The 22,723-nt window shown below is 65.6% G+C and carries 21 protein-coding genes; 8 read left to right on the top strand and 13 right to left on the bottom strand.

Annotation, left to right across the window (positions count from 1 at the left end):
• Nucleotides 1–49 precede the first annotated feature (49 nt).
• Nucleotides 50–433: a YybH family protein gene (locus ACM1PE_RS24895; RefSeq protein WP_419341300.1), complete on the top strand. Its 384-nt coding sequence runs from the start codon at nt 50–52 to the stop codon at nt 431–433.
• Nucleotides 434–481: 48 nt separating this feature from the next.
• Here ACM1PE_RS24895 and ACM1PE_RS24890 read toward each other — a convergent pair whose 3' ends face one another.
• The 3 genes from ACM1PE_RS24890 to ACM1PE_RS24880 form a co-directional block, all read right to left on the bottom strand.
• Nucleotides 482–1,444 (bottom strand): bifunctional GNAT family N-acetyltransferase/nucleoside diphosphate kinase regulator, encoded by a 963-nt coding sequence (locus ACM1PE_RS24890; protein ID WP_251878916.1) that lies wholly within the window; start codon nt 1,442–1,444, stop codon nt 482–484.
• A gap of 97 nt (nt 1,445–1,541) precedes the next feature.
• The gene (locus tag ACM1PE_RS24885; RefSeq protein WP_419341299.1) at nt 1,542–2,039 is read right to left on the bottom strand and encodes a hypothetical protein; all 498 of its coding nucleotides are present in this window, start codon (nt 2,037–2,039) and stop codon (nt 1,542–1,544) included.
• 95 nt (nt 2,040–2,134) lie between these two features.
• Nucleotides 2,135–3,187 (bottom strand): GlxA family transcriptional regulator, encoded by a 1,053-nt coding sequence (locus tag ACM1PE_RS24880; RefSeq protein WP_306635229.1) that lies wholly within the window; start codon nt 3,185–3,187, stop codon nt 2,135–2,137.
• Between the two features lie 92 nt (nt 3,188–3,279).
• On the opposite strand from ACM1PE_RS24880, the gene ACM1PE_RS24875 reads away from it, so the two are divergent.
• From ACM1PE_RS24875 to ACM1PE_RS24845, 7 genes are all read left to right on the top strand, one after another.
• Entirely contained in the window at nt 3,280–4,065 is a 786-nt protein-coding gene (locus ACM1PE_RS24875; protein WP_419341298.1) for an alpha/beta fold hydrolase, read from the top strand.
• A 27-nt stretch (nt 4,066–4,092) separates the two neighbouring features.
• Nucleotides 4,093–5,076, top strand: a complete 984-nt coding sequence (locus ACM1PE_RS24870) for a Bug family tripartite tricarboxylate transporter substrate binding protein (RefSeq protein WP_280015606.1) — start codon at nt 4,093–4,095, stop codon at nt 5,074–5,076.
• A 176-nt stretch (nt 5,077–5,252) separates the two neighbouring features.
• A complete protein-coding gene (locus ACM1PE_RS24865; protein ID WP_419341297.1) occupies nt 5,253–6,233 on the top strand; it encodes a Bug family tripartite tricarboxylate transporter substrate binding protein in 981 nt (326 codons plus the stop codon).
• Nucleotides 6,230–7,477, top strand: a complete 1,248-nt coding sequence (locus ACM1PE_RS24860; protein ID WP_419341295.1) for a CaiB/BaiF CoA transferase family protein — start codon at nt 6,230–6,232, stop codon at nt 7,475–7,477. The genes ACM1PE_RS24865 and ACM1PE_RS24860 overlap by 4 nt, the downstream gene beginning before the upstream one ends.
• A complete protein-coding gene (locus ACM1PE_RS24855; protein WP_118931510.1) occupies nt 7,474–8,637 on the top strand; it encodes an acyl-CoA dehydrogenase family protein in 1,164 nt (387 codons plus the stop codon). Before ACM1PE_RS24860 ends, ACM1PE_RS24855 begins: the two co-directional genes overlap by 4 nt.
• 11 nt (nt 8,638–8,648) lie before the next feature.
• Nucleotides 8,649–9,656: an acyl-CoA dehydrogenase family protein gene (locus ACM1PE_RS24850; protein ID WP_419341293.1), complete on the top strand. Its 1,008-nt coding sequence runs from the start codon at nt 8,649–8,651 to the stop codon at nt 9,654–9,656.
• A 24-nt stretch (nt 9,657–9,680) separates the two neighbouring features.
• On the top strand, nt 9,681–10,466 hold the full coding sequence (locus ACM1PE_RS24845; protein ID WP_419341292.1) for a crotonase/enoyl-CoA hydratase family protein: 786 nt from the start codon (nt 9,681–9,683) through the stop codon (nt 10,464–10,466).
• Nucleotides 10,467–10,523: 57 nt separating this feature from the next.
• Here the strand turns inward: ACM1PE_RS24845 and ACM1PE_RS24840 are convergent, their stop codons facing one another.
• The 10 genes from ACM1PE_RS24840 to ACM1PE_RS24795 all read right to left on the bottom strand — a co-directional run bounded on the left by ACM1PE_RS24840 (nt 10,524) and on the right by ACM1PE_RS24795 (nt 22,722).
• Nucleotides 10,524–11,855 carry a M20 metallopeptidase family protein gene (locus ACM1PE_RS24840; RefSeq protein ID WP_419341291.1) on the bottom strand — a complete coding sequence of 444 codons (1,332 nt, stop codon included), beginning with the start codon at nt 11,853–11,855 and terminating at the stop codon, nt 10,524–10,526.
• Nucleotides 11,856–11,907: 52 nt separating this feature from the next.
• Entirely contained in the window at nt 11,908–13,110 is a 1,203-nt protein-coding gene (locus ACM1PE_RS24835; RefSeq protein WP_419341290.1) for an aromatic amino acid transaminase, read from the bottom strand.
• Nucleotides 13,111–13,154: 44 nt separating this feature from the next.
• Nucleotides 13,155–14,066 carry a fumarylacetoacetate hydrolase family protein gene (locus ACM1PE_RS24830; RefSeq protein ID WP_419341289.1) on the bottom strand — a complete coding sequence of 304 codons (912 nt, stop codon included), beginning with the start codon at nt 14,064–14,066 and terminating at the stop codon, nt 13,155–13,157.
• A gap of 38 nt (nt 14,067–14,104) precedes the next feature.
• Nucleotides 14,105–15,088: a Bug family tripartite tricarboxylate transporter substrate binding protein gene (locus ACM1PE_RS24825; protein WP_059373896.1), complete on the bottom strand. Its 984-nt coding sequence runs from the start codon at nt 15,086–15,088 to the stop codon at nt 14,105–14,107.
• Between the two features lie 176 nt (nt 15,089–15,264).
• Nucleotides 15,265–16,905 (bottom strand): hydantoinase B/oxoprolinase family protein, encoded by a 1,641-nt coding sequence (locus ACM1PE_RS24820; protein WP_059373895.1) that lies wholly within the window; start codon nt 16,903–16,905, stop codon nt 15,265–15,267.
• Between the two features lie 15 nt (nt 16,906–16,920).
• Nucleotides 16,921–18,939: a hydantoinase/oxoprolinase family protein gene (locus ACM1PE_RS24815; RefSeq protein WP_419341288.1), complete on the bottom strand. Its 2,019-nt coding sequence runs from the start codon at nt 18,937–18,939 to the stop codon at nt 16,921–16,923.
• Nucleotides 18,936–20,264, bottom strand: a complete 1,329-nt coding sequence (locus tag ACM1PE_RS24810; RefSeq protein ID WP_419341286.1) for an aspartate aminotransferase family protein — start codon at nt 20,262–20,264, stop codon at nt 18,936–18,938. The genes ACM1PE_RS24815 and ACM1PE_RS24810 overlap by 4 nt, the downstream gene beginning before the upstream one ends.
• A 19-nt stretch (nt 20,265–20,283) precedes the next feature.
• A complete protein-coding gene (locus ACM1PE_RS24805; protein ID WP_059373892.1) occupies nt 20,284–20,979 on the bottom strand; it encodes an ABC transporter ATP-binding protein in 696 nt (231 codons plus the stop codon).
• Nucleotides 20,966–21,745 (bottom strand): ABC transporter ATP-binding protein, encoded by a 780-nt coding sequence (locus tag ACM1PE_RS24800; RefSeq protein WP_306635250.1) that lies wholly within the window; start codon nt 21,743–21,745, stop codon nt 20,966–20,968. The genes ACM1PE_RS24805 and ACM1PE_RS24800 overlap by 14 nt, the downstream gene beginning before the upstream one ends.
• Nucleotides 21,742–22,722, bottom strand: a complete 981-nt coding sequence (locus ACM1PE_RS24795; RefSeq protein WP_419341284.1) for a branched-chain amino acid ABC transporter permease — start codon at nt 22,720–22,722, stop codon at nt 21,742–21,744. The genes ACM1PE_RS24800 and ACM1PE_RS24795 overlap by 4 nt, the downstream gene beginning before the upstream one ends.
• Between the last annotated feature and the right edge of the window lies 1 nt (nt 22,723).

Here is a 22,723-nt window from a genome sequence, read left to right as displayed (position 1 = left end):
TTTTGGGATCGGTCCCAAGGTCTGACGCCCAAGAATCGAGGTGCCCGCAATGACCGACGACGAAAAAGCGATCCGGCAGGTTGTAGAGACCTGGATGGCTGCGAGCAAGGCAGGCGACCTCGCAACCGTTCTGACCTTGATGACCGACGACGTGGTGTTCTCGGTGCCGGGGCAGGAGCCGTTTGGCAAAGAGGCGTTTGCGGCGCTCTCTCAAAGCATGGGCGACATGCAGATCGAGGGTACGAACCAGATCGTCGAGTTGCAGCTGCTGGGAGACTGGGCGTTCATCCGTAACCGCATCGAAATGACGGCCACGCCGCCCGGCGGAAACTCCGTGCGGCGTTCGGGATACACGCTGACGCTTCTGCGTAAAGAGTCCGACGGCAAGTGGCGGCTTGCGCGCGACGCCAACCTGCTGACGGTTCAACCCTGATTGAAGGCTGTGGCCGCCTATGCGCAGGCGCCCCAGCCTCCCAGCGGTCTACAGATGGAAATCGCCCGCGGCTTCCGGCTGGTAAAGCACTTTCCTGATTCCGATCCGGCGAGTCCGGTCTGAAATCCGCCAGTCGATGGCGTCCCCTTCCTGATAGCCCAGGATGGCGGCGCCGACGTCGGAACACACGGAAAATTTTCCGGCGCTGCTGTCGGCGTCTTCCGGGTAGACCAGGGCTACTTCCATTTCTTCGTCGTCCAGCTGCAGCAAGGCCCTGGAGTTCATCGTGACGACATTCCGTGCCACCTGCTGCGGCGCGACGACGATGGCTCGTTCAAGCTCGTGCTCGAGTTCGACAACAGCCGGGCCTTGCTCGAGTTCGATCAGCTCCTTGAGCCGTGCCTTGTCGATCTCAGTGACGTAGATATCCGTGGAGTCGACAACGACGCCTTCGCGCAACAGCCGGAGATAGCGCCCCGCGGTCATGGAAAACGACTTCAGTGTCGGCGTTTCGGTCTCAAGCAGAAAGCCGCTGCGCAGAAAGGTCTTCAGCGAGCGTGCGTTGTCCGGGTGGATCTTGGCGATGAGCTTTTCGGCTCGCATGTCGAGGAAGGCCAGCTTCATGCCTTCGCGGATCGTGCTTGCCCCCAGGTTCCGGCCCCAGTTGTCGCAGTCTCCGATCACCAGGACGATTTCGCAGTCGGGGCCGGTCTTGACCAGGCGCACGAAGCCCACCGGGACGTCGCGCCTGTCATAGGCCATGAAGAAGCGGCCGCCCTGGTTGAACAGATGGGTCAGGATCGGCAGTTGCGTCCGATCGATGGCTTGCTCGATGAAGCGGGAGACATTGCGCGAATCGCTCAGATAGCAGGTGACGCGCTCGTCTTCCAACCAATCCATCAGCGTCAGCGCGTGCGTCCGGGTAATTTCCGGGCACAGCGAAATGAAAGGCTTGTTCATCTTCACCACACTCATTCGTAAAGGATGAAAGCCCTTCATGGCGATGGCCATGACGGTTCTTTCGGCAAACCCGGCATTTTAGGACGGAATGCGGATGGATGCTGGGCAGGCCGGGAACGGGCGTCGCTTGCAAGGCCGCAGGGGCGTGTCAGATCGCATGAACCCTGCGCCTGCGCATGATCCACCGCCAGGCATCCGCGAACAGTTTCGCCGACACGGCAAAAGCGATCAGCACGGCCGCGCCAGCAAGCGTGGGCCATCGATCAGCCCAGGACTGCTCGAACACCAGGAGGACGAACACGTGCCCCAGCGCGGCCATCAATGGCGCGCCGATCATCCATCCCGCGACAAACCAACGGTCGTGGCGGGTGAAGACCTTCGCGAAACTGAGGTGATAGGCCACGCGTGCGACGTAATAGGACAGCACCAGGGTCAGGAAAATGAGTGCGATGCCAGCAAGCGTAAAGTCCTCGGATACGCGGACCTTGTGCCAGCTTTGAAGCATCGGGTCGCCGATCAGAATCCATTGGTCTACCGGCGGATCGTAGTGCACGATCGGAATGATTCCGACACCGCGTGCAAGCCACGACAATCCATGGAAGCAGTACCAGGCAAAGACGATCGAAGCTGCCGCGCCGAACAGCATACGCAGTTTGTGACTAGCCACTGCAGTAATTCCCATCGCGCTTGAAGTTCCCTGAGTATTCCACGAATACTCCTGGCGTTCTCGGCAACCAGTCTCTAGGCCTCGCTTCCATACTGCTCCATCTTCCACCGCGCCCGCGGCCCCCGCTGCGTGTATTCGCGCCGATAATCCGCCGGCGTTACGCCGAACTTGCGCTTGAAGGCGCGGCGAAAGGCTGCGACGTCCAGATAGCCGCAGTCATTGGCTATGTCCTCCACCGAACGCAGTGTCACTTCCAGCCACATCTGGCTCTTTCTCATCCGTATATCGGTGAGGAATTCATGCGGCGTGATCGCCAAATGCGTCCGGAAAAGGCGTGCCAAGGTTCTTTCACTGACCGCCGCATGTTGCGCGGCGCCGCCTATCGTCACGGCTTCCTGCGCATGCGCCAACAACCACTGCACGGCGCGATAGAGCGGGCTGTCCCGGGTGAGGCCGCTGACCTTCTCTATGGGCAGCGTCGACGCGATGATCTGCCGCGTGGGATCGAAGACGAGCTTGTCGCGCGATGCGCCGGCCAGTCCGGCGATGCCCGTGCGCTCCATCAGTTCAAGCACGCAGTCATAGGCCAATGAAGGCGTTCCGGCCAGCAGGATTCGCTCGCTGGCCCAGACAATCGGATCGTTGGCGATGGCCAGGTCCGGATGGGTCCGCGCGAAGCCGGACTGGTACGCCCATTGCACCGGCGTCTGCATCTTGTCCAGTACGCCTGCCGCCGCAACCAGCCAGACGCCGGTGCCGACCGCGCAGACGTAGCGTTTGTCCGCCACGGCGCTACGGATTTCGTGCAGCACGGCTTCGTTGCTTGCCACGCTGGCGCGCAGCTGCGGCACCGAGACCGTTTCCAGGGGCGGCACGAAGATGGCGCGCTCCATCGCCGAGTCCGGCGCGCCCGGCGGCATGAAGCATAGGTGTTCCGCTTCCGCCGATAGGTCCACTTCCGCGCAGCGCCACGTCACCACATGGCCGCTCGCTTGCCCGCTGCGGCTGCGGGCAATGCCGTTGGCGGTGCGGAACGTATCGATCGCGGCATGGATGGGGCCGTTCAATCTGCCGGCTGGCAGCAGCAGTTCCACATGCAGAGGGTAGTTGTCTGGAGCGGCACCCATGATGTCTGTTTGGAGCGCGGTCTTTCCGCGGAGGATCGAACAAAATCAACACGCAAATATTAGATCAACCGCGTCCTCCAAGGAGCTTATCCGTGCCCTATGCAACCGCGTCCGACGACACCCGCATCTACTACGAAACCTATGGCGAGGGCGCACCCGTCCTGTTCATCCATGGCGGCGGCGGCAACACCATCTGCTGGTATCAGCAGGTGCCTTTCTTCGCCCGGAAGTACAAGGTCATCGTGATGGACTTGAGGGGTTTCAAGAACTCTCCCTGCGCGCCGGAACGCAACCATCCGCGGCATTACCCCGCAGACGTGCTGGCCATACTGGACCAGGAAGGCATAAGCAACGTGAACCTAGTGTGCCAGTCGCTGGGCGCATGGGCCGGCCTGCCGCTGGCCGTGAAGCATCCGGAGCGCGTCCAGACGCTGTTCATCAGCGGCTCGCCGACGCCGGCCTATTCGCCCGAGACCTGGGAAATCCTGCGCAAGGCCGGCAAGACCTTCGACGACGGGCGCCACGACCTGCGCAGCAAGAGCATCGGCTGGAACCGCAAGAACGTCGAGGCCCGGCCCGAGATGCTGCACCTGTACGGCTGCATCAAGGCGCTCAACCCCAAGGGTTTCCTGGCGCTGACCATGCAGGCCGACGACGTCAAGATCCATCCCGCCGAGTTCGAGGGCTACCGCGTACCCACTTTGATGACCGGTGGCAGCCACGACGATTTCCTGACTCCGGAAAGCCACCATCTGGTCGCGAAGCTGTTGCCTGGCAGCAGCAAATACACCTTTGAAGGCTCAGGCCACTCTCCTTACTTCGAAACGCCGGACGAATTCAATCGCGTGGTGCTCGAGTTCCTGGACGCACACAACTAGTTCCTGATCCTGCAAGAAGGAGACAACATGGCTGCCATCAAGAAAACACTGGGATTCGGGCTGGCTGGCGTCATGGCGCTGGCCAGCGTCGCCGCCATGGCGCAAACCGGTTATCCGAACCGGCCCATCCGCTGGATCGTTCCCTCGCCGGCCGGCGCGCCTATCGACGCCATCGGACGCAAGCTGGGCGAACTCATGTCCGCGCGGCTCGGCGCGTCCATCGTGATAGAAAACAAGCCCGGCGCCGGCAGCACCATCGGCGCTACGGAAGTCGCGCGGGCCAAGCCCGACGGCTACACCTTGATGCTGAGCGTGGGCGACGCGCTCATTTCTTCGGTCGTGACCATGAAGGTGCCTTATGACCCGCAGCGCGACTTCACGTTGATCAGCAAGATTGCCGCATCAGGTCCTGTGCTCATCGCGAACAAGTCCATGCCGGCCGGCGACCTGGCCGGGGCGGTCAAGGAGGCCCAGGCGGCGCAGGTCCCTCTGGCCTATGGGTCATATGGCCCGGGCTCATACCCGCAACTGATCATGGAGAGCCTGGCCAGGCAGTCTACGGTGAAGTTCATCGAAGTCCCCTACAAGGGCTCGCCGCCGGCGATGACCGATCTGCTGGGCGGACAACTGGCGTTTACCTTCACGTCCACCAGCATTGCGGCGCCCATGATCGCGGACGGCAAGGTCAAGGCCATCGCCGTCATCGGCGACAGGCGTTCGGCGCTGCTGCCTGAGGTCCAGACCTTCGCCGAAGCGGGATACGACGCCTTCATATTCAAGAACAAGGCCTGGGTCGGCCTGAGCGGCCCTGCCGGCATGCCTGCGGACGTTGTGCAGAAGCTTGCTGCGGCGGCCCAGCAGGTGGTGCGGGATCCAGAGTTCGGCAAGTATCTGGAGAACATCGGCTTCGACGCCGTGGGCAATACGCCAGAGGAGTTCCTGAAGGAGTATCGGGAGGAGTATTCGGTTGTGCCGGGGCTGATCAAGGAGTTGGGCGTGGCGGCGCATTGATCAGCGGGCTTATTTGATGGCGGGTGGATATCGGTGGCCTCTGATATTCATTCGATATCAATTCTCAAATTCTTAATATTAGACAGCCCTGCGAAGCACGCCTAAAGTCATCCGCTGGACCATACGGCCAGGACCGCCACCTAGAGCGGCCGGCCATCCACGCAAAGGAGACTTCCATGCAGCACCGCAGACAAATGCTGACGGCCATGTTGGCCGTGGCCTTGCTCGGCGCCGCCGGCCATCAGCCCGTCGCGCACGCCGAGACCTTCCCGTCCCGGCCGATCAAGTTCGTCGTGCCGTTCGGCCCGGGCAGCGGCACCGATACGTCGGCCCGCTATTTCGCCCGCCAGCTGCAGGAACTGACCGGGCAACCGGTGGTGGTGGAGAACAAGCCGGGCGCCAATGGCTTCATCGCGGTGAAGAACGTGCTGTCGGCGCCGGCGGATGGCTACACGGTGTTCATCGGCAGCAATTCGACGCTGGCGGTCAATGCGGCGCTGTTCAAGGCGCTGCCGTACGACCCGGTCAAGGATTTCGCGCCGCTGACCATGATGATGCGTTCGCCCGCCATGCTGGCCGTCAGTCCGCAGGCGCCGTACGGTACCCTGAAGGATCTGATCGCCTACGCCCAGGCCAATCCCGGCAAGGTGAACTTCGGCGCCGGTTCGGCTGGCTATCAGCTGATGGGCGAATTACTGAACGACAGCGCCGGCCTGAAGACGGTACATGTGCCGTTCAAGGGCGCCGGCGACGCCATCATGGCTGTGGCCGGGGGCACGGTGGACTACACGTTCGCCGAGGTGACAGCGGTGCAGGAACTGGCCAAGGACGGCCGCGTGAAGGTGGTGGCGGTGGCGTCGGACCAGCGTGTCGGGACTTCACCCGACGTGCCGACCGCGACCGAGGCCGGCCTGCCAGGATTCGAAGCCTATACCTGGGTTGGCGCGATGGTCAGCGCCAAGACCCCGGCTGAACAGACCGGGCGCCTGGCCGAGCTGTTCACGCGCATCTCCAAAATGCCCGAAACCCGTGCTTTCTATGAACGCCTGGGCGCCACGCCGATGACGGGCGGACCCGCGCAGATGCACGAATTCCAGCAGAAGGAAATCGCGCTGTGGCAGCGCATCGTCAAGAAGGCGAACGTTCCCCAACAATGAAGGAAGAGGCGAGCATGACGTCGCAAGCCCTGCAGAACGTGAAGGTGCTCGATCTGTCGCGCGTGCTGGCCGGCCCCTGGGCTACCCAGACGCTGGGCGACCTGGGCGCGGAAGTGATCAAGGTGGAGCGGCCGGGTACGGGTGACGATACCCGCGCCTGGGGGCCGCCTTACGTGACCGATCCGGCGGGGCAGCCCACGGGCGAGTCCGCCTACTACATGTGCGCCAACCGCAACAAGCAGTCGGTCGGCATCGATTTCACCAAGCCCGAGGGGCAGGAACTGGTGCGGCAGCTGGCGCAGCAATGCGACGTGTTGATCGAGAACTTCAAGACCGGCGGGCTTGCGCAATACGGCCTGGACTATGCCTCGCTGAGCGAGCTGAATCCCAGGCTGGTGTATTGCTCGGTCACCGGCTTTGGCCAGGATGGCCCGTATGCGCACCGGGCCGGCTACGACTTCCTGATCCAGGGCATGGGCGGCCTGATGAGCATCACGGGCCACCCCGATGGCACGCCCGGAGGCGGTCCCATGAAAGTGGGCGTGGCGCTGACCGACATCCTGACGGGACTGTATGCCAGCACCGCCATCCTGGCCGCGTTGCAGGCGCGCGCGCACACCGGGCGCGGCCAGCATATCGATCTGGCCTTGCTGGACGTGGGCGTTGCCTGTCTGGGCAATCAGGCGATGAACTATCTGTATGGCCAGCAAACGCCGCGCCGCATGGGCAACGCGCATCCGAATACGCTGCCGTATCAGGACTTTCCCACGGCGGACGGGCACATGATCCTGGCCGTCGGCAACGATGGGCAATTCGCCCGGCTGTGCGCCGCCATAGAGCGGCCGCAATGGGCCGAGGACGAGCGCTTTGCGCGCAATGCGGCGCGGATCGCTCATCGCGACGAACTGATCGATGGCTTGCGCGCCATCACCGTCACCCGCAGCACGCGCGACTGGGTGGCGCTGCTGGAGCAGCACGGCGTGCCTTGCGGACCCATCAACAGCGTCGCGGACGTGTTCGAGGATCCGCAGGTCCAGGCGCGCGGCCTGCGCATGAGCATGCAGCACCCGCAGGCGGGCGAAGTGCCGCTGGTCGCCAGCCCCATCCGCCTGTCGGATACGCCGGTCAGCTACCGCCACGCGCCGCCGCAGCTGGGCCAACATACCGACGCCGTCCTGGCCCGCCTGCTGGGCCTGAGCGCGGATACCCTGCACACGCATCGAATCAATGGAGTCCTGGGATGAGCAGTCTGAATTCACTGGCGTTGCCGCTGACGCGCATTCCTCCCGAAGACGAGGCCCTGCGCCCCGCCGTCCGCGCCTTCCTGCAGGAAGCGGTGCGCGACATGCCGGCGCATGTCCGGGCGCGCTCCTGGGGCGGCTACGACACCGCGTTCAGCCGCCGCGTGGGCGAACGCGGCTGGATCGGCCTGACCCTGCCGCGCGAGTATGGCGGCGGCGGACGCAGCGCATTCGCGCGCTATGTGTTGGTGGAAGAATTCCTTAATGCCGGCGCGCCTGTCGGGTCGCACTGGATTGCCGACCGGCAGAGCGCGCCGCTCATCCTCAAGTACGGCACGGAAGCGCAGAAGCGCTTCCACGTTCCCCGCATCTGCCGCGGCGAGTCGTTCTTCTGCATAGGCATGAGCGAACCCAACTCGGGCTCGGACCTGGCCAGCGTGCGCACGCGCGCGGTGCCGAACGACCGCGGCTGGTTGCTCAACGGCCAGAAGATCTGGACCACCAATGCCCATCACTGCCAATACATGATCGCGCTGGTGCGCACCTCGGGCGGACCGGAGGACCGGCATAAGGGCTTGTCGCAGGTGATCGTCGACCTGTCCCTGCCCGGCGTGACGGTGCGGCCGATCGAGGACTTGTCGGGCGACAGCCACTTCTGCGAAGTGTTCTTCGACAACGTGCAGCTGGACGCTGATGCGCTGGTGGGCGACGAGGGGCAGGGCTGGGAACAGGTCACGGCCGAACTGGCGTTCGAACGCAGCGGTCCGGAACGGCTGTACTCCAGCATTGTGCTGTTCGATCAATGGCTGGACTATGCGCGCCAGCCGGCCAATCGCACGCCCTCGGCCCAGCGGCTGGCCGGCAAGGTGCTGGGCCAACTGACGCCGCTGCGGGCCATGTCGGTATCGGTGCAGGAGAAGCTGACGCGCGGCGCCAGCCCCATCGTGGAGGCGGCGCTGGTCAAGGAGCTGGGCACCACGCTGGAACAGATGATCCCCGCCTGGATCGCGGAAGACCTGTATTCGCGCGAGGCCGAGGACATTCCGGTGGAATTGCTGATGACCTTGAAATACGTGACGGAGGCTTCGCCTTCGTTTTCCCTGCGGGGCGGCACCCGCGAGATCCTGCGCGGCATGATCGCGCGCGGCCTGGGCCTGCGTTGAAGGAGCATGACATGAGCGACAACGATCTGTACGCCGATGCCGCGCGCCAGGTGCTGGCGGACCATTGCACGCCGCAGGCGGTGCGCGATATCGAAGCAGGCGGCGACGCCGCCGGCAGGCTCTGGCAACAGCTGGAGGATGCTGGCCTGGCCGACGCGCTGGTCGGCGAGGAAGAGGGGGGCTCCGGGCTGAGCCTGGACCAAGTATTCGGCGTGTTGGAGCAATGCGGCGCCCACGCGCTGCCCTTGTTGCTGGGCGAAACCATGATCGGGCGCGCGCTGCTGCCGGCGGCGCTGCGGCCGGCTGGCAGCATTGCTTTGGCACGCGGCGTGCAACAGGCGGATGGCGCCTGGCATTGCGCGCTGGTGCGCGGCGGCGCGGTGGCTGACAGCGTGCTGGTGCAGACGGGTGATGCCTGGCGCCTGCTGGACGTCGCGCAGGCTCGCAAGCAGCCGCAAGCGCTGGCATTGGACGCCGCCATGAGCTGGACGTCGGTCCAGGTCGCGGCAGCGTCGCCGGCGCCGATGGACGCGGCTATCGACCTCCGTACCCTGCAGGCCAGCGTGGTCGCGCCGCAGATGGCGGGCGCGCTGGGCAGCGTGCTGAAGCGCACCCTGCAATATGCCAATGAGCGCCAGCAGTTCGGCCGGCCCATCGGCAAGTTCCAGGCCATCCAGCATCAACTGGCCGTCATGAGCGAACACGTCTGCGCTGCCCGCATGGCGGCGCAGGTCGGCTGCCATGCCGACGGCGTGGCGCCGGACCGGCTGCGGGTGGCGGTCGCCAAGGCGCGCTGCAGCGAGGCGGCGCTGGTGGTGTCCGAGCTTGCGCACGCCGTACATGGCGCGATCGGCTTCACGGAAGAATACGACCTGCAACTCTACACGCGCCGCTTGCATGCCTGGCGTCAGACCGCGGGCAGCGAGGCCTACTGGCAGGACGTGGCGGGCGAGGCGCTGTTCGCGCACGCAGGGCCAACCCTGGACCTGGTGCGCACGATTACCGACGTCCCGGCGTAAGCCTGGCTTTCAGGAGACACTTGCATGGCTTTTCTGCAAATAGAGCGCGACCGCGGCATTGTCGTCGCCACCATGAATCAGCCGGAGACACGCAATGCGCTGACCGGCAACACCGCCATCGAAGAGATCGTGCAGTTGTGCGCGGACATCCGCCAGGACGCCGGCGTGAAGGTGCTGATCCTGACCGCCGCCGGGCCGATCTTCAGCTCGGGCGGCAACGTCAAGGACATGCGCCGCTTTTTCGACGATGCGCTGACTCCCGAGCGCATCTGCGAGGAGTACCGGCAGGGCATCCAGCGTATTCCGCTTGCGCTGCATGGCCTGGACGTGCCCGTCATCTGCGCGGTCAATGGCCCGGCCATCGGCGCCGGCCTGGACATCGCCTGCATGTGCGACATCCGCATCGCGGCCGACACGGCCACGTTTGCCGAGAGCTTCGTGCGCGTGGGCATCGTGCCCGGCGACGGCGGCGCCTGGCTGCTGCCGCGCGCGGTGGGCATGGCCCGCGCCAGCGAAATGGCTTACACGGGCGAGGCCATCAGCGCGCAGGATGCGCTGGCCTGGGGCCTGGTCAGCCGGGTGGTTCCAGCCGCCGATCTGCTGCCCGCCGCCAGGACGCTGGCCGCGAAGATCGCCGCCAATCCCGGCGGCGTCATGCGCATGACCAAGCGCCTGCTGCGCGAAGGCCAGCACAGCAGCCTGGCGTCCTTGCTGGAGCTGTCGGCCAGTTACCAGGCCCTGGCCCACAAGACCGCCGAACACCGCGAGGCGGTCACCGCATTCATCGAGAAGCGCGCGCCGAAGTTCTGAAGGGCGGCGCTGCCGATGCGTTGGCGCGTCGGCAGCGTCGGATCCGATCCTCGCTGCCTACTGCTTGTCCATATACGTCAGCGCGGAAGCCACCAGCGCGCGCGCGCCCACGCGCAGCGCGCTCTCGTCGATGGCGAACTCCGGCGAATGGTTGGGCGCGCCGCTCTTGTCGCCGAACGGCGAGGCATTGATGAACCAGAAGACCGAGGGCACCTTGCCACTGACGCCATAGGCGCCGAAGTCCTCGCTGCCGGTGGACGGCGCCGGCATTTCAACCGTCTTGCCGGCGCCGGCCGCTGCCTGCCATGCTGGTATCAGGTTGCCGGTCAGGGATTTATCGTTGTCGACGACCTCGTAGCCGGTGTAGATGTTCACCTTGGAGCTCAGGCCGTAGGCCAGCGCAATATGCTCGGCGCGTGCGCGGATGGCCTCGTGGACGATGCGTTGGTTGTGCGACGATAGCGAGCGTACCGTGCCTGCCAGTTCGGCGCTTTCGGGCAGGATGTTTGCGCGCCGGCCGCTTTGCAACATGCCGATGGACAGCACGGTGACGCCGTCAGACTGATCCACCTTGCTGCTGGTGATGCCCTGCAACGCCAATGTCAGTTCGGCCGCGGGTACGAGCGCGGGATTGGCGGTCCATGGGCGGCCGCCGTGTCCGCCTTTGCCGTGCAGCGAGACCTCGAAGCGGTCGCCGCTGGCCATGGTGGGACCGGCGCGATAGGCGATGGTGCCGGAGGGCGCGCCGGCGCCGATGTGCTGGCCGAAGACCACGTCGACTTTGGGATTCTCCAGCACGCCCTGCGCGATCATGGCCCTGGCGCCGCTGGGCTCCTTGTCGGGGCCCCATTCTTCCGCGGGCTGGAACAGGAAGACGATCGTGCCGGGCAGTTCCTCCCGCATCGCCGACAAGGCCTTGGCCGCGCCCAGCAGCATGGCGACATGAGTGTCGTGGCCGCAGGCGTGGGAAACCGATACCTGCTCTCCGCGCCAGACGGCCTTGGCCTGCGAGCGGAATGGCAGGTCATTGCGTTCCTCGACGGGCAGGGCGTCCATGTCGGCGCGCAATGCCACTACAGGCCCCGGCTTGCCGCCCTTGAGCACGGCCTTGATGCCGGTACGCGCCACGCCGGTCTCGACGGTGATGCCCGGCATCGCGCGCAGGGCGTCGGCGATGTATTTCGCCGTTTCCGTCTCCTGGTACGACAGCTCCGGATGCTGGTGTATGTGGCGTCTCCATGCGATCACTTCAGGTTCGGTCTGGTCCGCCCGTTGCAGGGCTTCCTGCAGCAGGCCGGCGCCGGAGGCGGCCACGGGCGTGGACGGAGCCAGGGTCAGACCCAGCATCAATCCGGAACTCGCGGCCATAAGCCGGTTGAGGAGGGGCATGCCTTGCTCCAATCAGTGGGTCGCCTCGGATCTGCGGGCCAGGGAGAAATTCTCAGCGCCGGGCGCAGGCCGCGATGGCGCCTGCGACGTAGTCGATGTTGCCGTCGGTCAGGCCGGCCACGCAGAGTCTGCCGGATTTCAGCAGATACACGGCATGTTCGCGCCGCAGCGATTCGACCTGCTGCGGGTTCAACCGCATGTAGCTGAACAGTCCTTGCTGCCGCTCGATGTAGTCCCAGGTTTCGGGCGCGCCGGTCAGTTGCGTCAGCGCGCCGGACAGGCGGGTGCGCAGGCTGACGAGCCGTGTCCGCATCTGCTCCAGTTCTTCGGTCCAGACCTGCCGCAACGCGTCATCGCTCAGAACGGCGGCGACCAAGGCAGCGCCAAACGTAGGAGGTGTGGAATAGTTGCCGCGTATCAGCAACTTGAGCTGGCCCAGCGCGCGGTCCGCGGCGGCTTTGTCGCGACACACGATATTCAGGGCGCCGCAGCGTTCGCCGTACAGGGAAAAGTTCTTCGAGAAGGAGCTGGCGACCAGACATTCCACGCCAGCACGCGCCATTGCACGGATTGGTTCGGCGTCTGCGTCCAGGCCTAGTCCAAACCCCTGGTACGCCAGGTCGAAAAAGGGAATCAGGCCTTGGCGCGCAAACAGTTCGGTCAGTGCCTCCCACTGATCCGCGGACAGGTCCACGCCCGTTGGGTTGTGGCAGCTGGCGTGCAGCACGACGATGGACCCGGCCGGCAGTGCCTGCAACGCGTCATGCATCTGCGCGAAGCGCACGGTGGCAGTTTCGGCGTCGTAGTAAGGGTACTCATGCACCGTGAAGCCTGCCTGGCGAAAGATCTGGGCATGGTTCTCCCAGGTCGGATCGCTGACCCAGACCGTCGCGTCGGGGCGGATTTGGCGCAGCAAGTCCGCGCCCAGCTTCAAGGCGCCGGTGCCGCCGACGCTTTGGGCCGTCACCACGCGCTCAGGTGCAGGGCCATCGGCGCCCAGGACCAGTTCTCTGGCGGCGTTGCGGTACGGCGCCGATCCGGGAATGGGCAGGTACGGATGCGGCTTGTCCGCCTGCACGAGCATGTCGCGCGCCTGGCGCACGGCGCGCATCACGGGGATGGTGCCATCCTCGGCAAAGTAGGTGCCGATGCTGAGGCTCACCTTGTGCGGAGCCGGATCGTTCTGGAAGGCTTCAACCAGCGCGAAGATCGTATCGCCGGCCGCAGCGGGCAGGGGGGAGAAAAGGGACTGCATGGAGCTGCCTCATGAGGAAGATGCGGCCGCGGCGGGCCAGGATGTCAGCGTGGCGCTTGGATCTGCACCGCCAGCGTACCGATGCCTTCGATCGTTGCGCTGATTTCGTCGCCGACATTGAGGAACGTGCCTTGCGGCGCGCCCACGCCGGCGGGCGTACCTGTCAGTACCAGATCGCCGGGCTCCAGCGTCATGATGCGGCTCAGGGTCACCAGCTGCTCGCAGATGTCGAAGACCATGCCGCTGGTGCGCGCGTCTTGCTTGCACTGGCCGTTGACGCTGAGCGTCAATCTCAGATCCATGGGGTCGCGGATGAACGCCGCAGGCACCAGCCTGGGGCCGAGGGGGCAACTGGTGTCATGCGCCTTGCCGGCTACCCAGTCCAGCTTGTAGAAGGTGTCGGGCGCCTTGTTGAGATCGCGCGCCGACATGTCCACGGCCACCGTATACGCCGCCACATGGTCGAGCGCGTCTTCCAGGCGCAGGTTCCTGGCGGTCTTGCCTATCACCAGCGCCAGTTCGATTTCCCAGTCCAGGCGTTCGCAACCGATGGGCATGTGTACCGTTGCGCCCTCGCCGACCACGGCCTGGCGCGGCGGCTTGAAAAAGAAGAACAGGCGCTGCGCGGATTTGTCCGCGGCATTCGGCACGTTCATTTCCGCCAGATGATCATGGTAGTTGGCCCCCGCGCACAGCACCTTGCCTGGATACTGCAGCGGCGCCAGATGGCGGACCGGACCGGCGACTTCGTGACCGGCGAGCGCCGCGCGGCGGGCTGCCGCTTGCTCCAGCAATGCCAACGAGCGCGGCCAGTCCTCGAAGAGTTCCCGGACGGACGCGTCCAGCGCCGGCAGGTCAAGGATCCTCGCGCAAGCGGCAAGGGGATAGTGGCTGCCATCGATCTCCAGGCAGGCGACAGGACGGGAGGCGACGTCGAGAGTGGTCAATGCAAACATGGGTATTGATCCGGTGAGATGGGAAAGAGAGGCGTCGCTCAGTCGATGACGAAGCCGGACTGGGCCACCGTGTCGCGCCACTGGTCGAACTGCTCCCGCGCGAGCGCATCGACGGCCTGCGGTGTGCCGCCGGCCGGCCGCATGCCCAGCTCGGCGACTCGCTTGGCCACGTCAGGCAGGGCCAGGATCTCGTTCACCGCCGTGTTCAGCTTGCGGACGGCCGGCTCAGGGGTGCCGGCCGGCGCATACAGTCCGGCCCAGCCCGAGGTCTCGAGTTCGCCCAGCCCGAGTTCGCGCATGGTCGGCGTTTGCGGCAGCGCCGGTTCGCGTTGCGCGCTGAAGGTCGCCAGAACGCGCAGCTTGCCAGCCTGCGCCAGGGGGACGACTTCGCCGGCGTCCATCACGATGGCATTGATGTGTCCGCCCAGCAGCGCGGTGACGGCATCCTTGCCGCCCTTGAACGCGATGTGCTCCAGCGGCGTATCCAGGCGCCTGGCCAGCGAAACGCCCAGGAAATGCTGCAGGCTGCCGGTGCCGGATGTGCCGTAGAACGTCTGGTCCGGATTCTGTTTGGCCCAGGTCCGGAATCCCTCGAACGAGGTGATGGGGCTGTCGGCCGCCACGGCAAGCACGATGTCCCAGCTCACCAGCTGCGTCACCGGCTTGAGGTCGGTGAAAGGGTCGTAGCCGAGCTGACGGAACAGGTGCGGGTAGAGGAAGATGGCCACGCCTGGCGCCACCAGCAGGCTGTTGCCATCCGGCGCCGCGCCCTTGACCGCCTGAATGGCGATGCGCGTCTGCGCGCCGGGGCGGTTCTCCACCACCACCGGCCGCTCCAGATGGCTGGGAAGCTTCTCGGCCACGATCCTGGCTATGGTGTCGAACGAGCCGCCGGCCGGCAGGCCGACGACCAGCTTTGCAGGCTGCTGCGCGTGGCCGCTGGCGGCCATGAACAGGCCGGCCAACGCCAGGTACTTGAGTCGGGTTATCAGGGCGGCCCCGCCGGGAACGGCTGTCTTCATCTTGTCTCCACGGTCTTTTTATTTGAATTGACCCTGGCGAGGATTGTAGGCGTGTGGTGAAAACCGTCTAATGAAGATTAGTCATCGGGTGAAAGCCAATAGGAATTATAAAAATAGGAATGGCGCCGCGGAGCGAAGTCCGCGGGCGCCACGGCCGTCCCGCGCGGGATGGCGCTTCAGCCGGGATAGTAGCCCTGCCGGATATCGTTCTCGCGGGCGCGCTCCGAGCGCCGCGCGGGATCACCATAGCCACCGCCGCCGGGCGTGTAGACCTCGATGACGTCGCCGGCCTGCATGACGATCCCCTGATCCTTCGATACATGGGCAGGCACATAAGCTGCGCCGTCGCGATAGACCGTTACGCGGGTGCGGCCGCCTTCCTGGCCGCCTGCCGCGCCGGGTGGGCCGAACTTTCCATGGTCCATGACCATGGAAGCGCGCGCCGAGCCTGCCCTGAGACGGATGCGGTAATGGATGCCCATGCCACCGCGAAACTCGCCCAGTCCGCCGGATCCTTCGTGGATGGCGTAGCGCTCGAAGAGCACCGGATACAACTGCTCCTGGACCTCCACCGGCGCGGCCTTGGAGATGCCGATGGTGGAGCAGCCGTTGGTCAGTCCATCGCCTGCGGGATGACCGCCGTAGCCGCCGCCCGAGATAACGTACATGACGTAGGAGCGTCCGTGCATGGGGTCATCGCCGCCGATGGCAAGATTGGCGGTGGTGCCGGCGGGCGCTGCGAACAGACGCTCGGGGATCGCCTTCTGCAAGGCGTCGAACACGGCTTCGGCAATGCGCTGGCTGACTTCCGCGGCGCAACCCGACACCGGCCGGGGGTACTTAGCATAGAGGAAGGTGCCGTCGGGATCCTCGATGCGTAGCGGTTCGAACAGGCCCGCATTGATGGGCAGTTCGGGGAAAACGTGCTTGATCGCCAGGTAGATGGAGGAGCGCGTCGTGGCGATGACGCTGTTCATCGGTCCAGCGCAGGGCGGGCTGGATTCGCTGAGGTCGAAGTGCATGAGCTCGCCCTCCTTGCGGATGCGCACCGCCACCTTCAGAGGCTGGTCCTGCACGCCGTCGGAATCCAGGAACGCCTGTCCGAGATACTCGCCGTCGGGAATGGCGGCGATCACGGCGCGCGTCTGGACGGAGGCCTGGCGTTTGAGTTCTTCGACGGCGGCGTCGACGGTATCCTGGCCATATCGGTCCAGCAGCTGGGTCAGCCGCCGCTCGCCGATGGCCAGCGCGGCGGCCTGCGCCTTGATGTCGCCGATGCGCTGCTCGGATATGCGGATGTTCGACATCAGGATGGACAGGATTTCCGGATCCAGTTCCCCCTTCTTGTAGAGCTTGACCGGCGGCAGACGCAGCCCTTCCTGTTCGATTTCGGTGGCATGGGCGGAGAATCCGCCGGGAACCATGCCGCCCATGTCGGGCCAGTGTCCGGTATTGGCGAGCCAGGCGTAGAGCTTGCCGCGATAGAAGTAGGGTTTGACGAAGCGCACGTCCATCAGGTGGGTCCCGCCCAGATAGGGATCGTTGACCATGAAGATATCGCCGGGGGCAATATCCTTGGCCCGTGCGATCACGGCCTGGGTGGAAAACTGCATGGTGCCCACGAAGATGGGCAGGCCCAGCTCTCCCTGGGCGATCAGTTCGCCGCTGTCGCGGTGGTAGATGCCATTGGAGCGGTCCTGCGATTCCGAAATGATGGGCGAGAAGGCGGCGCGGCAATGCGCCAGGTCCATTTCATTGCATACCTGGTGCAGCCCGCTTTGGATGACGGTCAGCGTGACGGGGTCGATGTGGGTCATGGGAGTGCATCTGCCCTAGAGAGTGATGATGAGGTTGCCGTAGCCATCCCCGCGCGCATGCGCGCCGGGGTCGATGACAGTGGTGGCGTCCAGTTGTTCGATGATTGCGGGTCCGCTCAGGCCTTCGGCGGGGATGTGCTCCCGCGCATAGATGGGCGTGTCGGTCCAGCCAGTTTCCGCGAACCACACCGGACGACGCCGTGGCGGCGCAGCGGCCGTTCCCGTGCTGCGCAGCGAGTCCAGCGATATGGCGTGGCGCTTGCCGACCAGGCTGGTGTCCAGCGTCACCAGAACCGGCCGCAACTCGGAGAGTTCGACCTGGAACCGTTGCCAATAGGCGCGGGCGAACGCCTCCTGCAACTGCGCGACGGTGGCGGAGCTGGTCTCGACGGCGACCGTCAATAGATGACTTTGGCCCTGGAACTGCATCTGCGCGTGATGGAAGATCTCGATGTCGGAGACGGCAATGCCATCGCGCTCGATGGCGGCGTGTCCCAGGGCGATCTGATCGCGCAGGCAAGCTTGCAGATCGGCGTCCGTCAGATCCTTGAGCGGCCGGTTGAATGACTTGACGAAGTCATGCCGCACGTCGGCCACCAGGCAGCCCAGGGCGTTGGTCAGCCCCGGACGCACGGGAATGAGCACGGTCGGTATGGCGAGCTCGCGCGCCAGTGCGACGGCGTGCAGCGGTCCGGCGCCGCCGAAGGCGAAGAGCGCGAAATCGCGGGGATCGTAGCCGCGCGCCAGACTGACCAGGCGCACTGCGCCGGCCATGTTGTTGTTGCCGATCTGCAGAATGGCTGCCGCGGCCTGCACCGCGTCCAGGCCCAGCGGGCGGCCGATGTGTTCCTCGATGCGCGCGGCCACTTCGTCCACGGTGACCGCACGGTCCACGGCGAGCAGACGGTCGGGGTCGAGGCGGCCGAGCACCAGATTGGCGTCGGTCAATGTCGGCAGTTCGCCGCCGCGTCCATAGCAGATGGGGCCGGGGCGGGCGCCTGCGCTGTCGGGGCCGACGCGCAGCATGCCGCCGGCCTGCACTCGGGCGATGGAGCCGCCGCCCGCGCCGACGGTATGAACATCGACCATCGGCACGTGCAGGGGCATGCCGTACTCCAGCTCCAGCTCGCTGGATACCTTGGGCACGCTGTTCTCAATGAGTGCGACGTCGGAAGACGTGCCGCCCATGTCGTAGGTAATCAGGTTCGGATAGCCGGACATCCGGCCGGAATAGGCCGCGGCCATGACGCCCGACGCCGGTCCGGACATGACGGTGTTGATGGCCGCACGCGCGATGGTGCGCGCCGACACGGTGCCGCCGTTGCCTTGCATCACCAGCAGGTCGTTGCGAAAGCCTGCCGCGGTGAGGCTGCTCTGCAAGCGGTCGATGTAGCGGTCCAGGATAGGCTGGACCGAGGCGTTGACCGCGGCGGCGGTGCCGCGCTCGAACTCGCGGAACTCGGAGATGATGGTGTGGCCGGCGGTGATGTAGTCGTTTGGCCAGTGCTGGCGCGCCAGTTCCAGGGCGCGCAGCTCATGGGCGGGATTGGCGTAGCTGTGCAGGAAATGTATGACCAGGGCTTCCGCGCCGGTCTGCGCCAGTTCCCGCACCCGGGCTACGAATGCCTCTTCGTCCAGCGCCGTCAGCACATTGCCTTGGGCGTCCATGCGCTCGGGAACTTCACGCCGCAGTTCGCGCGGAATGAGCGGCACGAAGCTGCCCGTCAGCCCGTAAGCATGCGGCCGGGTGCGCCGGCCGAGTTCGAGCACGTCGCGGAAGCCGTCGGTGGTGATCAGGCCGACCTTGGCGAGCTTGCGCTCCAGTACGGCGTTGGTGGTGGTGGTGGTGCCATGGACGATGCTGTCCACCCGTTCCAGGGGGACTTCGGTGCGGCGCAGCGCCTCGAGCACGCCGAAGGCCTGGTTCTCCAGCGTGCTGGGAACCTTGGAGATGCGCACCGCGCCGGATTCGTCGTCCACCAGGATGAGGTCGGTGAAGGTGCCGCCTACGTCTATGCCTACGGTGACAGTCATGCCAACACCTCTACACGGCGCAAGACATTGAGCGCATCGTGCGCGGTCTCGATGATCTGGGCGATGTCCTGGTCCCGCATGGGAGTGGACAGGGCAATGAGGCCATAGCTGGCCATCAGGACGCCGCGGTTCAGCATTTCGCGGTTGAAGCGAGCCATGGCCTGGGCTTGTTGCGGACTGGGGTAGGCATCCCGGTAGCTGGTCAACGTCTCCGCCTTCAGATGCAGCTTGACGAGCGATCCCAGTCCGGTGGCCTGGCCGGCGATGCCGGTGTCGGCAAAGGCCTGGTTCAGCCCCTGCCGCAGCATGTCGCCGTGGCGGTCGAGCTGGGCATAGGCCGCCTCGTCCAGCAATTGCATGGCGGCCAGTCCGCTCACCATGCTGACGGGGTTGGCCGAGAAGGTGCCGCCGTGGGGCACCGCCGGACGGCCGGCGCTGGGATCGAAGACAGCCATCACATCCGCGCGTCCGGCCACGCCGCCGACGGGAAAGCCGCCGCCCATGATCTTGCCGACGGTGGTCAGGTCTGGCGTGACGCCCAGCCGCGCTTGCGCGCCGCCTGGCGCCAGGCGCAGCGTGATGACCTCGTCGACGATCAGCAGCATGCCCAGTTCCGTCGTGACCCGGCGGAGCATGCGCAGATACTCGGCGCTGGCGGGAATCAAGCCGACCCGGTTGGGCAGCAGGTCGATCAGCACGCCGGCCAGGCTGCTGGCGTGCGTGCGCAGCAGGGCTTCGGTGGCCTGGCAGTCGTTGAAGGGCAGGATCACGACGTCCGCCGTCACCCCCGCCGGCGTTCCTTGCGAGTGCGCGACCGAGGCGGGCGCCGCGGCCTCGCCCCAGTTCGCGGGGCTTGCGTCAAGGCTGGTTTCGGCGTGGTCATAGGAGCCGTGGTAGGCGCCCTCGACCTTGGCGATCTTGGGCCGGCCGGTGTAGGCGCGAGCGGCCTTCAGCGCCATCATTACGGCCTCGGTGCCCGAGTTGGTGAAGCGGATGTGTTCGATGCCCGGCACGCGTTCGGCCAGCAGTTCGGCCAGCGCGATTTCGCTTTCCGTCGGCATGCCGAAGGCGGTGCCCAGGTCGATCTGGCGGTGCGCCGCCGCGGCCAGCACCGGGTGCGCATGGCCGTGGATGAGCGCCGTGAAGTTGTTGATGCAGTCGATCAGCTCGTTGCCGTCGACGTCATGGACGCGGCAGCCGGCGCCTTGCGCCGCGTAGACGGGGTAGGGCGACAGGTAAACGGTCGTGCGCGTGTTGCCGCCGGGCAGGGTGCGCTTGGCGCGCGTGTGCAACGCCTGTGAACGGGAAGAAGGATCGGGATACATGGTTTCTCTCAAGCAGGAATTAGCGGCCCAGGTAGGCGTCCCGGACCCGCGGGTGTAGACGTAAGGTCGCGGCCGTGTCGGTCAATACGATGCTGCCGTTTTCGATGACATAGCCTCGGTCGGCCACGCCGAGCGCGAGCACGGTGTTCTGCTCGACCAGCAAGACGGTCATGCCGCCCTCATTGATGCGTGCGATGCGGGCATAGACTTCTTCGGCCAGGCGGGGCGCCAGGCCAAGCGACGGCTCATCCAGCAGGAGCAGGCGGGGGCGTGCCATCAAGGCGCGGCCGATCGCCAGCATTTGCTGTTCGCCGCCGGACAGGGACCAGCCCAGCTGGCTGGCCCGCTCCTTCAGCCGGGGGAAGAGGTCGTAGACGCGGTCGAAGTCATCGCTGCTTCCGCCGCCGCGCACCGAGCCCCCGACTTCCAGGTTCTCCTTCACGGTGAGGCCCGGAAATATCCGGCGGCCTTCCGGGACATGGGCGATGCCCGCTTTTACGCGGCGCTGGATGGGCAGCGCGTCCAGGGAACTGCCGTCGAAGTTCAGTTCTCCCGTGGTGGGAAGCAATCCGGAGATCGCGCGCAGCAGCGTGGTTTTTCCGGCGCCGTTGACGCCGATCAGCGCTACGGCCTCGCCTGCGCGCACATCCAGATCGATGCCGCGCAATGCGACGATGTCGCCGTAGGCCGCGCCCAGGTTTCTACACTGCAACATGCTGGTAGCCTCCTCCAAGATAGGCTTCGAGCACCGCGGGATCGGACTGCACCTCGGCGGGCGTGCCTTCGGCCAGCTTGGCGCCGAAGTTGAGCACCGCCACGTTCTCGGCCAGCCGCATCACCATGCCCATGTTGTGCTCGATCAGCACGACCGACAGCCGGTGCTGTTCGCGCAGGCGCCGCAACAGGTCCATCAACTGCTCGACCTCGCCGGAATTCAGTCCGGCCGCGGGTTCATCCAGCAGCAATAGCCGTGGCCGGGCGACCATGACCCTGGCCATTTCGACCAGGCGGCGGTTGCCATAGGAAAGCGAACCTATGCTGCGGTCGGCCAGCGTGTGCAAGTCGAACTGGCGCAGGGTTTCGTAGGCGGCTTCCCGGGCGGCGCGTTCGCGCTCCCGCGTGGATCGGGGGCGCAGCAGCAGCGCGCTCAGCGAGCGCGGGTCGCGCATGGCGGCGCCCAGCATGACGTTTTCCAGGACGCTGAGGCGCGTGAACAGGCGGCCGCTTTGGAAAATCCGGCCTATGCCCGCGTGGATGATCGCGTGCGTGGGCAGTCCGGTCAGCACTTTGCCGTCGAAGCTGACCTGTCCGGATGTGGGTGGAACCAGGCCGGTCATCACATTGAGCAGGGTGCTTTTGCCGGCGCCGTTCGGGCCGATGATGGCGTAGAACTGGTTGGCGCCGATCTCCAGGCTGACATTCGAGAGCGCCTGCACGCCGCCGTAGTGCTTGCTGATGTTCCGTACTTGCATGAGGCTCATGACAGGCTGCCTCCATGGACCACGCCGCGGCGGCTGGCGCGTTTGGCGCGCCGGCGGTAGGTGGCCGGGTCGATCAGACTGATCAGGCCGCGCGGCAGCACGATCAGGATGACCAGCACCAGAACGCCGAACACCAGCAGATAGGCGTTGCCGACGCCCCGCAGCAGTTCCGGCAGCAGGGTCACGCTGACCGCGCCCAGGATCGCGCCGACGATGCTGCCTTCGCCGCCCACGACCAGCATGGCCAGGTAGATGATGGAGTGGGAAAAGTTGAAGTCCTCGGGAGAAACAAAGCGGATGTGGAAGGCGAACAGGCAGCCGGCCACGGCCGCGTAGGCGGCGCCCAGCGTGAAGGCCGCGACCTTGACATTGGTGACCGGCAGCCCGGTCATGGCCGAGGCAAGCTCATCGTCGCGCACCGCCATCAGCGTGCGGCCTGCGTGGGAATGGCGGATGCGGGCGGCCAACAGTGCGAGCAACGTCAGGACCGCCAGCGAGAACAGGTAGAAGCTGGCTTCGCTGTCGAGCGAGAACGTTCCGAGCGCAAGCGGCGGAATGCCGGATATGCCATTGGTCCCTCCCGTGATGTCGATCCAGTTCGATACGACGATGGTGAAGCTCACGTTCAGTCCCAGGGTCGCCAGCGCCAGATAATGCCCCTTCAGGCGCAGCAGGATGCGGCCTGTGACATAGGCGGTCAGGCAGGTGGCGGCAATCGCAAGCAGCGCCGCCAGCCAGGGATTCCAGCCGTGGGACGTGGTCAGGACGGCCACCAGATACGCGGCCACGCCCATGAAGGCGGCGTGCGCGAGCGAGATGAGGCCGGCATAACCGAACACGAAGTTCAGGCCGATGACGGCAATGGCCGAGATGACCGCGGTATTGGCAAGACGGTTGCCGTAGCCCTGGGTATAGAGGGGCAGGGTGGCGGCCAACGCCAGGACGGCCAGACCGCAGAGCAGATGGGATCGTTTCATG

Source organism: Achromobacter sp. PD1 (assembly GCF_048541815.1).
Classification (GTDB): Bacteria; Pseudomonadota; Gammaproteobacteria; order Burkholderiales; family Burkholderiaceae_B; genus Achromobacter; species Achromobacter bronchisepticus_A.
This window is presented reverse-complemented; position numbering and strand designations above follow the sequence as displayed.

Excerpts from the sequence above, each read along its gene's own strand:
- ACM1PE_RS24895 (WP_419341300.1), top strand. The coding sequence starts at position 50 with ATGACCGACGACGAAAAAGCGATCCGGCAGGTTGTAGAGACCTGGATG.
- ACM1PE_RS24890 (WP_251878916.1), bottom strand. The coding sequence starts at position 1,444 with ATGGCCATCGCCATGAAGGGCTTTCATCCTTTACGAATGAGTGTGGTG.
- ACM1PE_RS24885 (WP_419341299.1), bottom strand. The coding sequence starts at position 2,039 with ATGCTGTTCGGCGCGGCAGCTTCGATCGTCTTTGCCTGGTACTGCTTC.
- ACM1PE_RS24880 (WP_306635229.1), bottom strand. The coding sequence starts at position 3,187 with ATGGGTGCCGCTCCAGACAACTACCCTCTGCATGTGGAACTGCTGCTG.
- ACM1PE_RS24870 (WP_280015606.1), top strand. The coding sequence starts at position 4,093 with ATGGCTGCCATCAAGAAAACACTGGGATTCGGGCTGGCTGGCGTCATG.
- ACM1PE_RS24865 (WP_419341297.1), top strand. The coding sequence starts at position 5,253 with ATGCAGCACCGCAGACAAATGCTGACGGCCATGTTGGCCGTGGCCTTG.
- ACM1PE_RS24860 (WP_419341295.1), top strand. The coding sequence starts at position 6,230 with ATGAAGGAAGAGGCGAGCATGACGTCGCAAGCCCTGCAGAACGTGAAG.
- ACM1PE_RS24855 (WP_118931510.1), top strand. The coding sequence starts at position 7,474 with ATGAGCAGTCTGAATTCACTGGCGTTGCCGCTGACGCGCATTCCTCCC.
- ACM1PE_RS24850 (WP_419341293.1), top strand. The coding sequence starts at position 8,649 with ATGAGCGACAACGATCTGTACGCCGATGCCGCGCGCCAGGTGCTGGCG.
- ACM1PE_RS24845 (WP_419341292.1), top strand. The coding sequence starts at position 9,681 with ATGGCTTTTCTGCAAATAGAGCGCGACCGCGGCATTGTCGTCGCCACC.
- ACM1PE_RS24840 (WP_419341291.1), bottom strand. The coding sequence starts at position 11,855 with ATGCCCCTCCTCAACCGGCTTATGGCCGCGAGTTCCGGATTGATGCTG.
- ACM1PE_RS24835 (WP_419341290.1), bottom strand. The coding sequence starts at position 13,110 with ATGCAGTCCCTTTTCTCCCCCCTGCCCGCTGCGGCCGGCGATACGATC.
- ACM1PE_RS24830 (WP_419341289.1), bottom strand. The coding sequence starts at position 14,066 with ATGTTTGCATTGACCACTCTCGACGTCGCCTCCCGTCCTGTCGCCTGC.
- ACM1PE_RS24825 (WP_059373896.1), bottom strand. The coding sequence starts at position 15,088 with ATGAAGACAGCCGTTCCCGGCGGGGCCGCCCTGATAACCCGACTCAAG.
- ACM1PE_RS24820 (WP_059373895.1), bottom strand. The coding sequence starts at position 16,905 with ATGACCCACATCGACCCCGTCACGCTGACCGTCATCCAAAGCGGGCTG.
- ACM1PE_RS24815 (WP_419341288.1), bottom strand. The coding sequence starts at position 18,939 with ATGACTGTCACCGTAGGCATAGACGTAGGCGGCACCTTCACCGACCTC.
- ACM1PE_RS24810 (WP_419341286.1), bottom strand. The coding sequence starts at position 20,264 with ATGTATCCCGATCCTTCTTCCCGTTCACAGGCGTTGCACACGCGCGCC.
- ACM1PE_RS24805 (WP_059373892.1), bottom strand. The coding sequence starts at position 20,979 with ATGTTGCAGTGTAGAAACCTGGGCGCGGCCTACGGCGACATCGTCGCA.
- ACM1PE_RS24800 (WP_306635250.1), bottom strand. The coding sequence starts at position 21,745 with ATGAGCCTCATGCAAGTACGGAACATCAGCAAGCACTACGGCGGCGTG.
- ACM1PE_RS24795 (WP_419341284.1), bottom strand. The coding sequence starts at position 22,722 with ATGAAACGATCCCATCTGCTCTGCGGTCTGGCCGTCCTGGCGTTGGCC.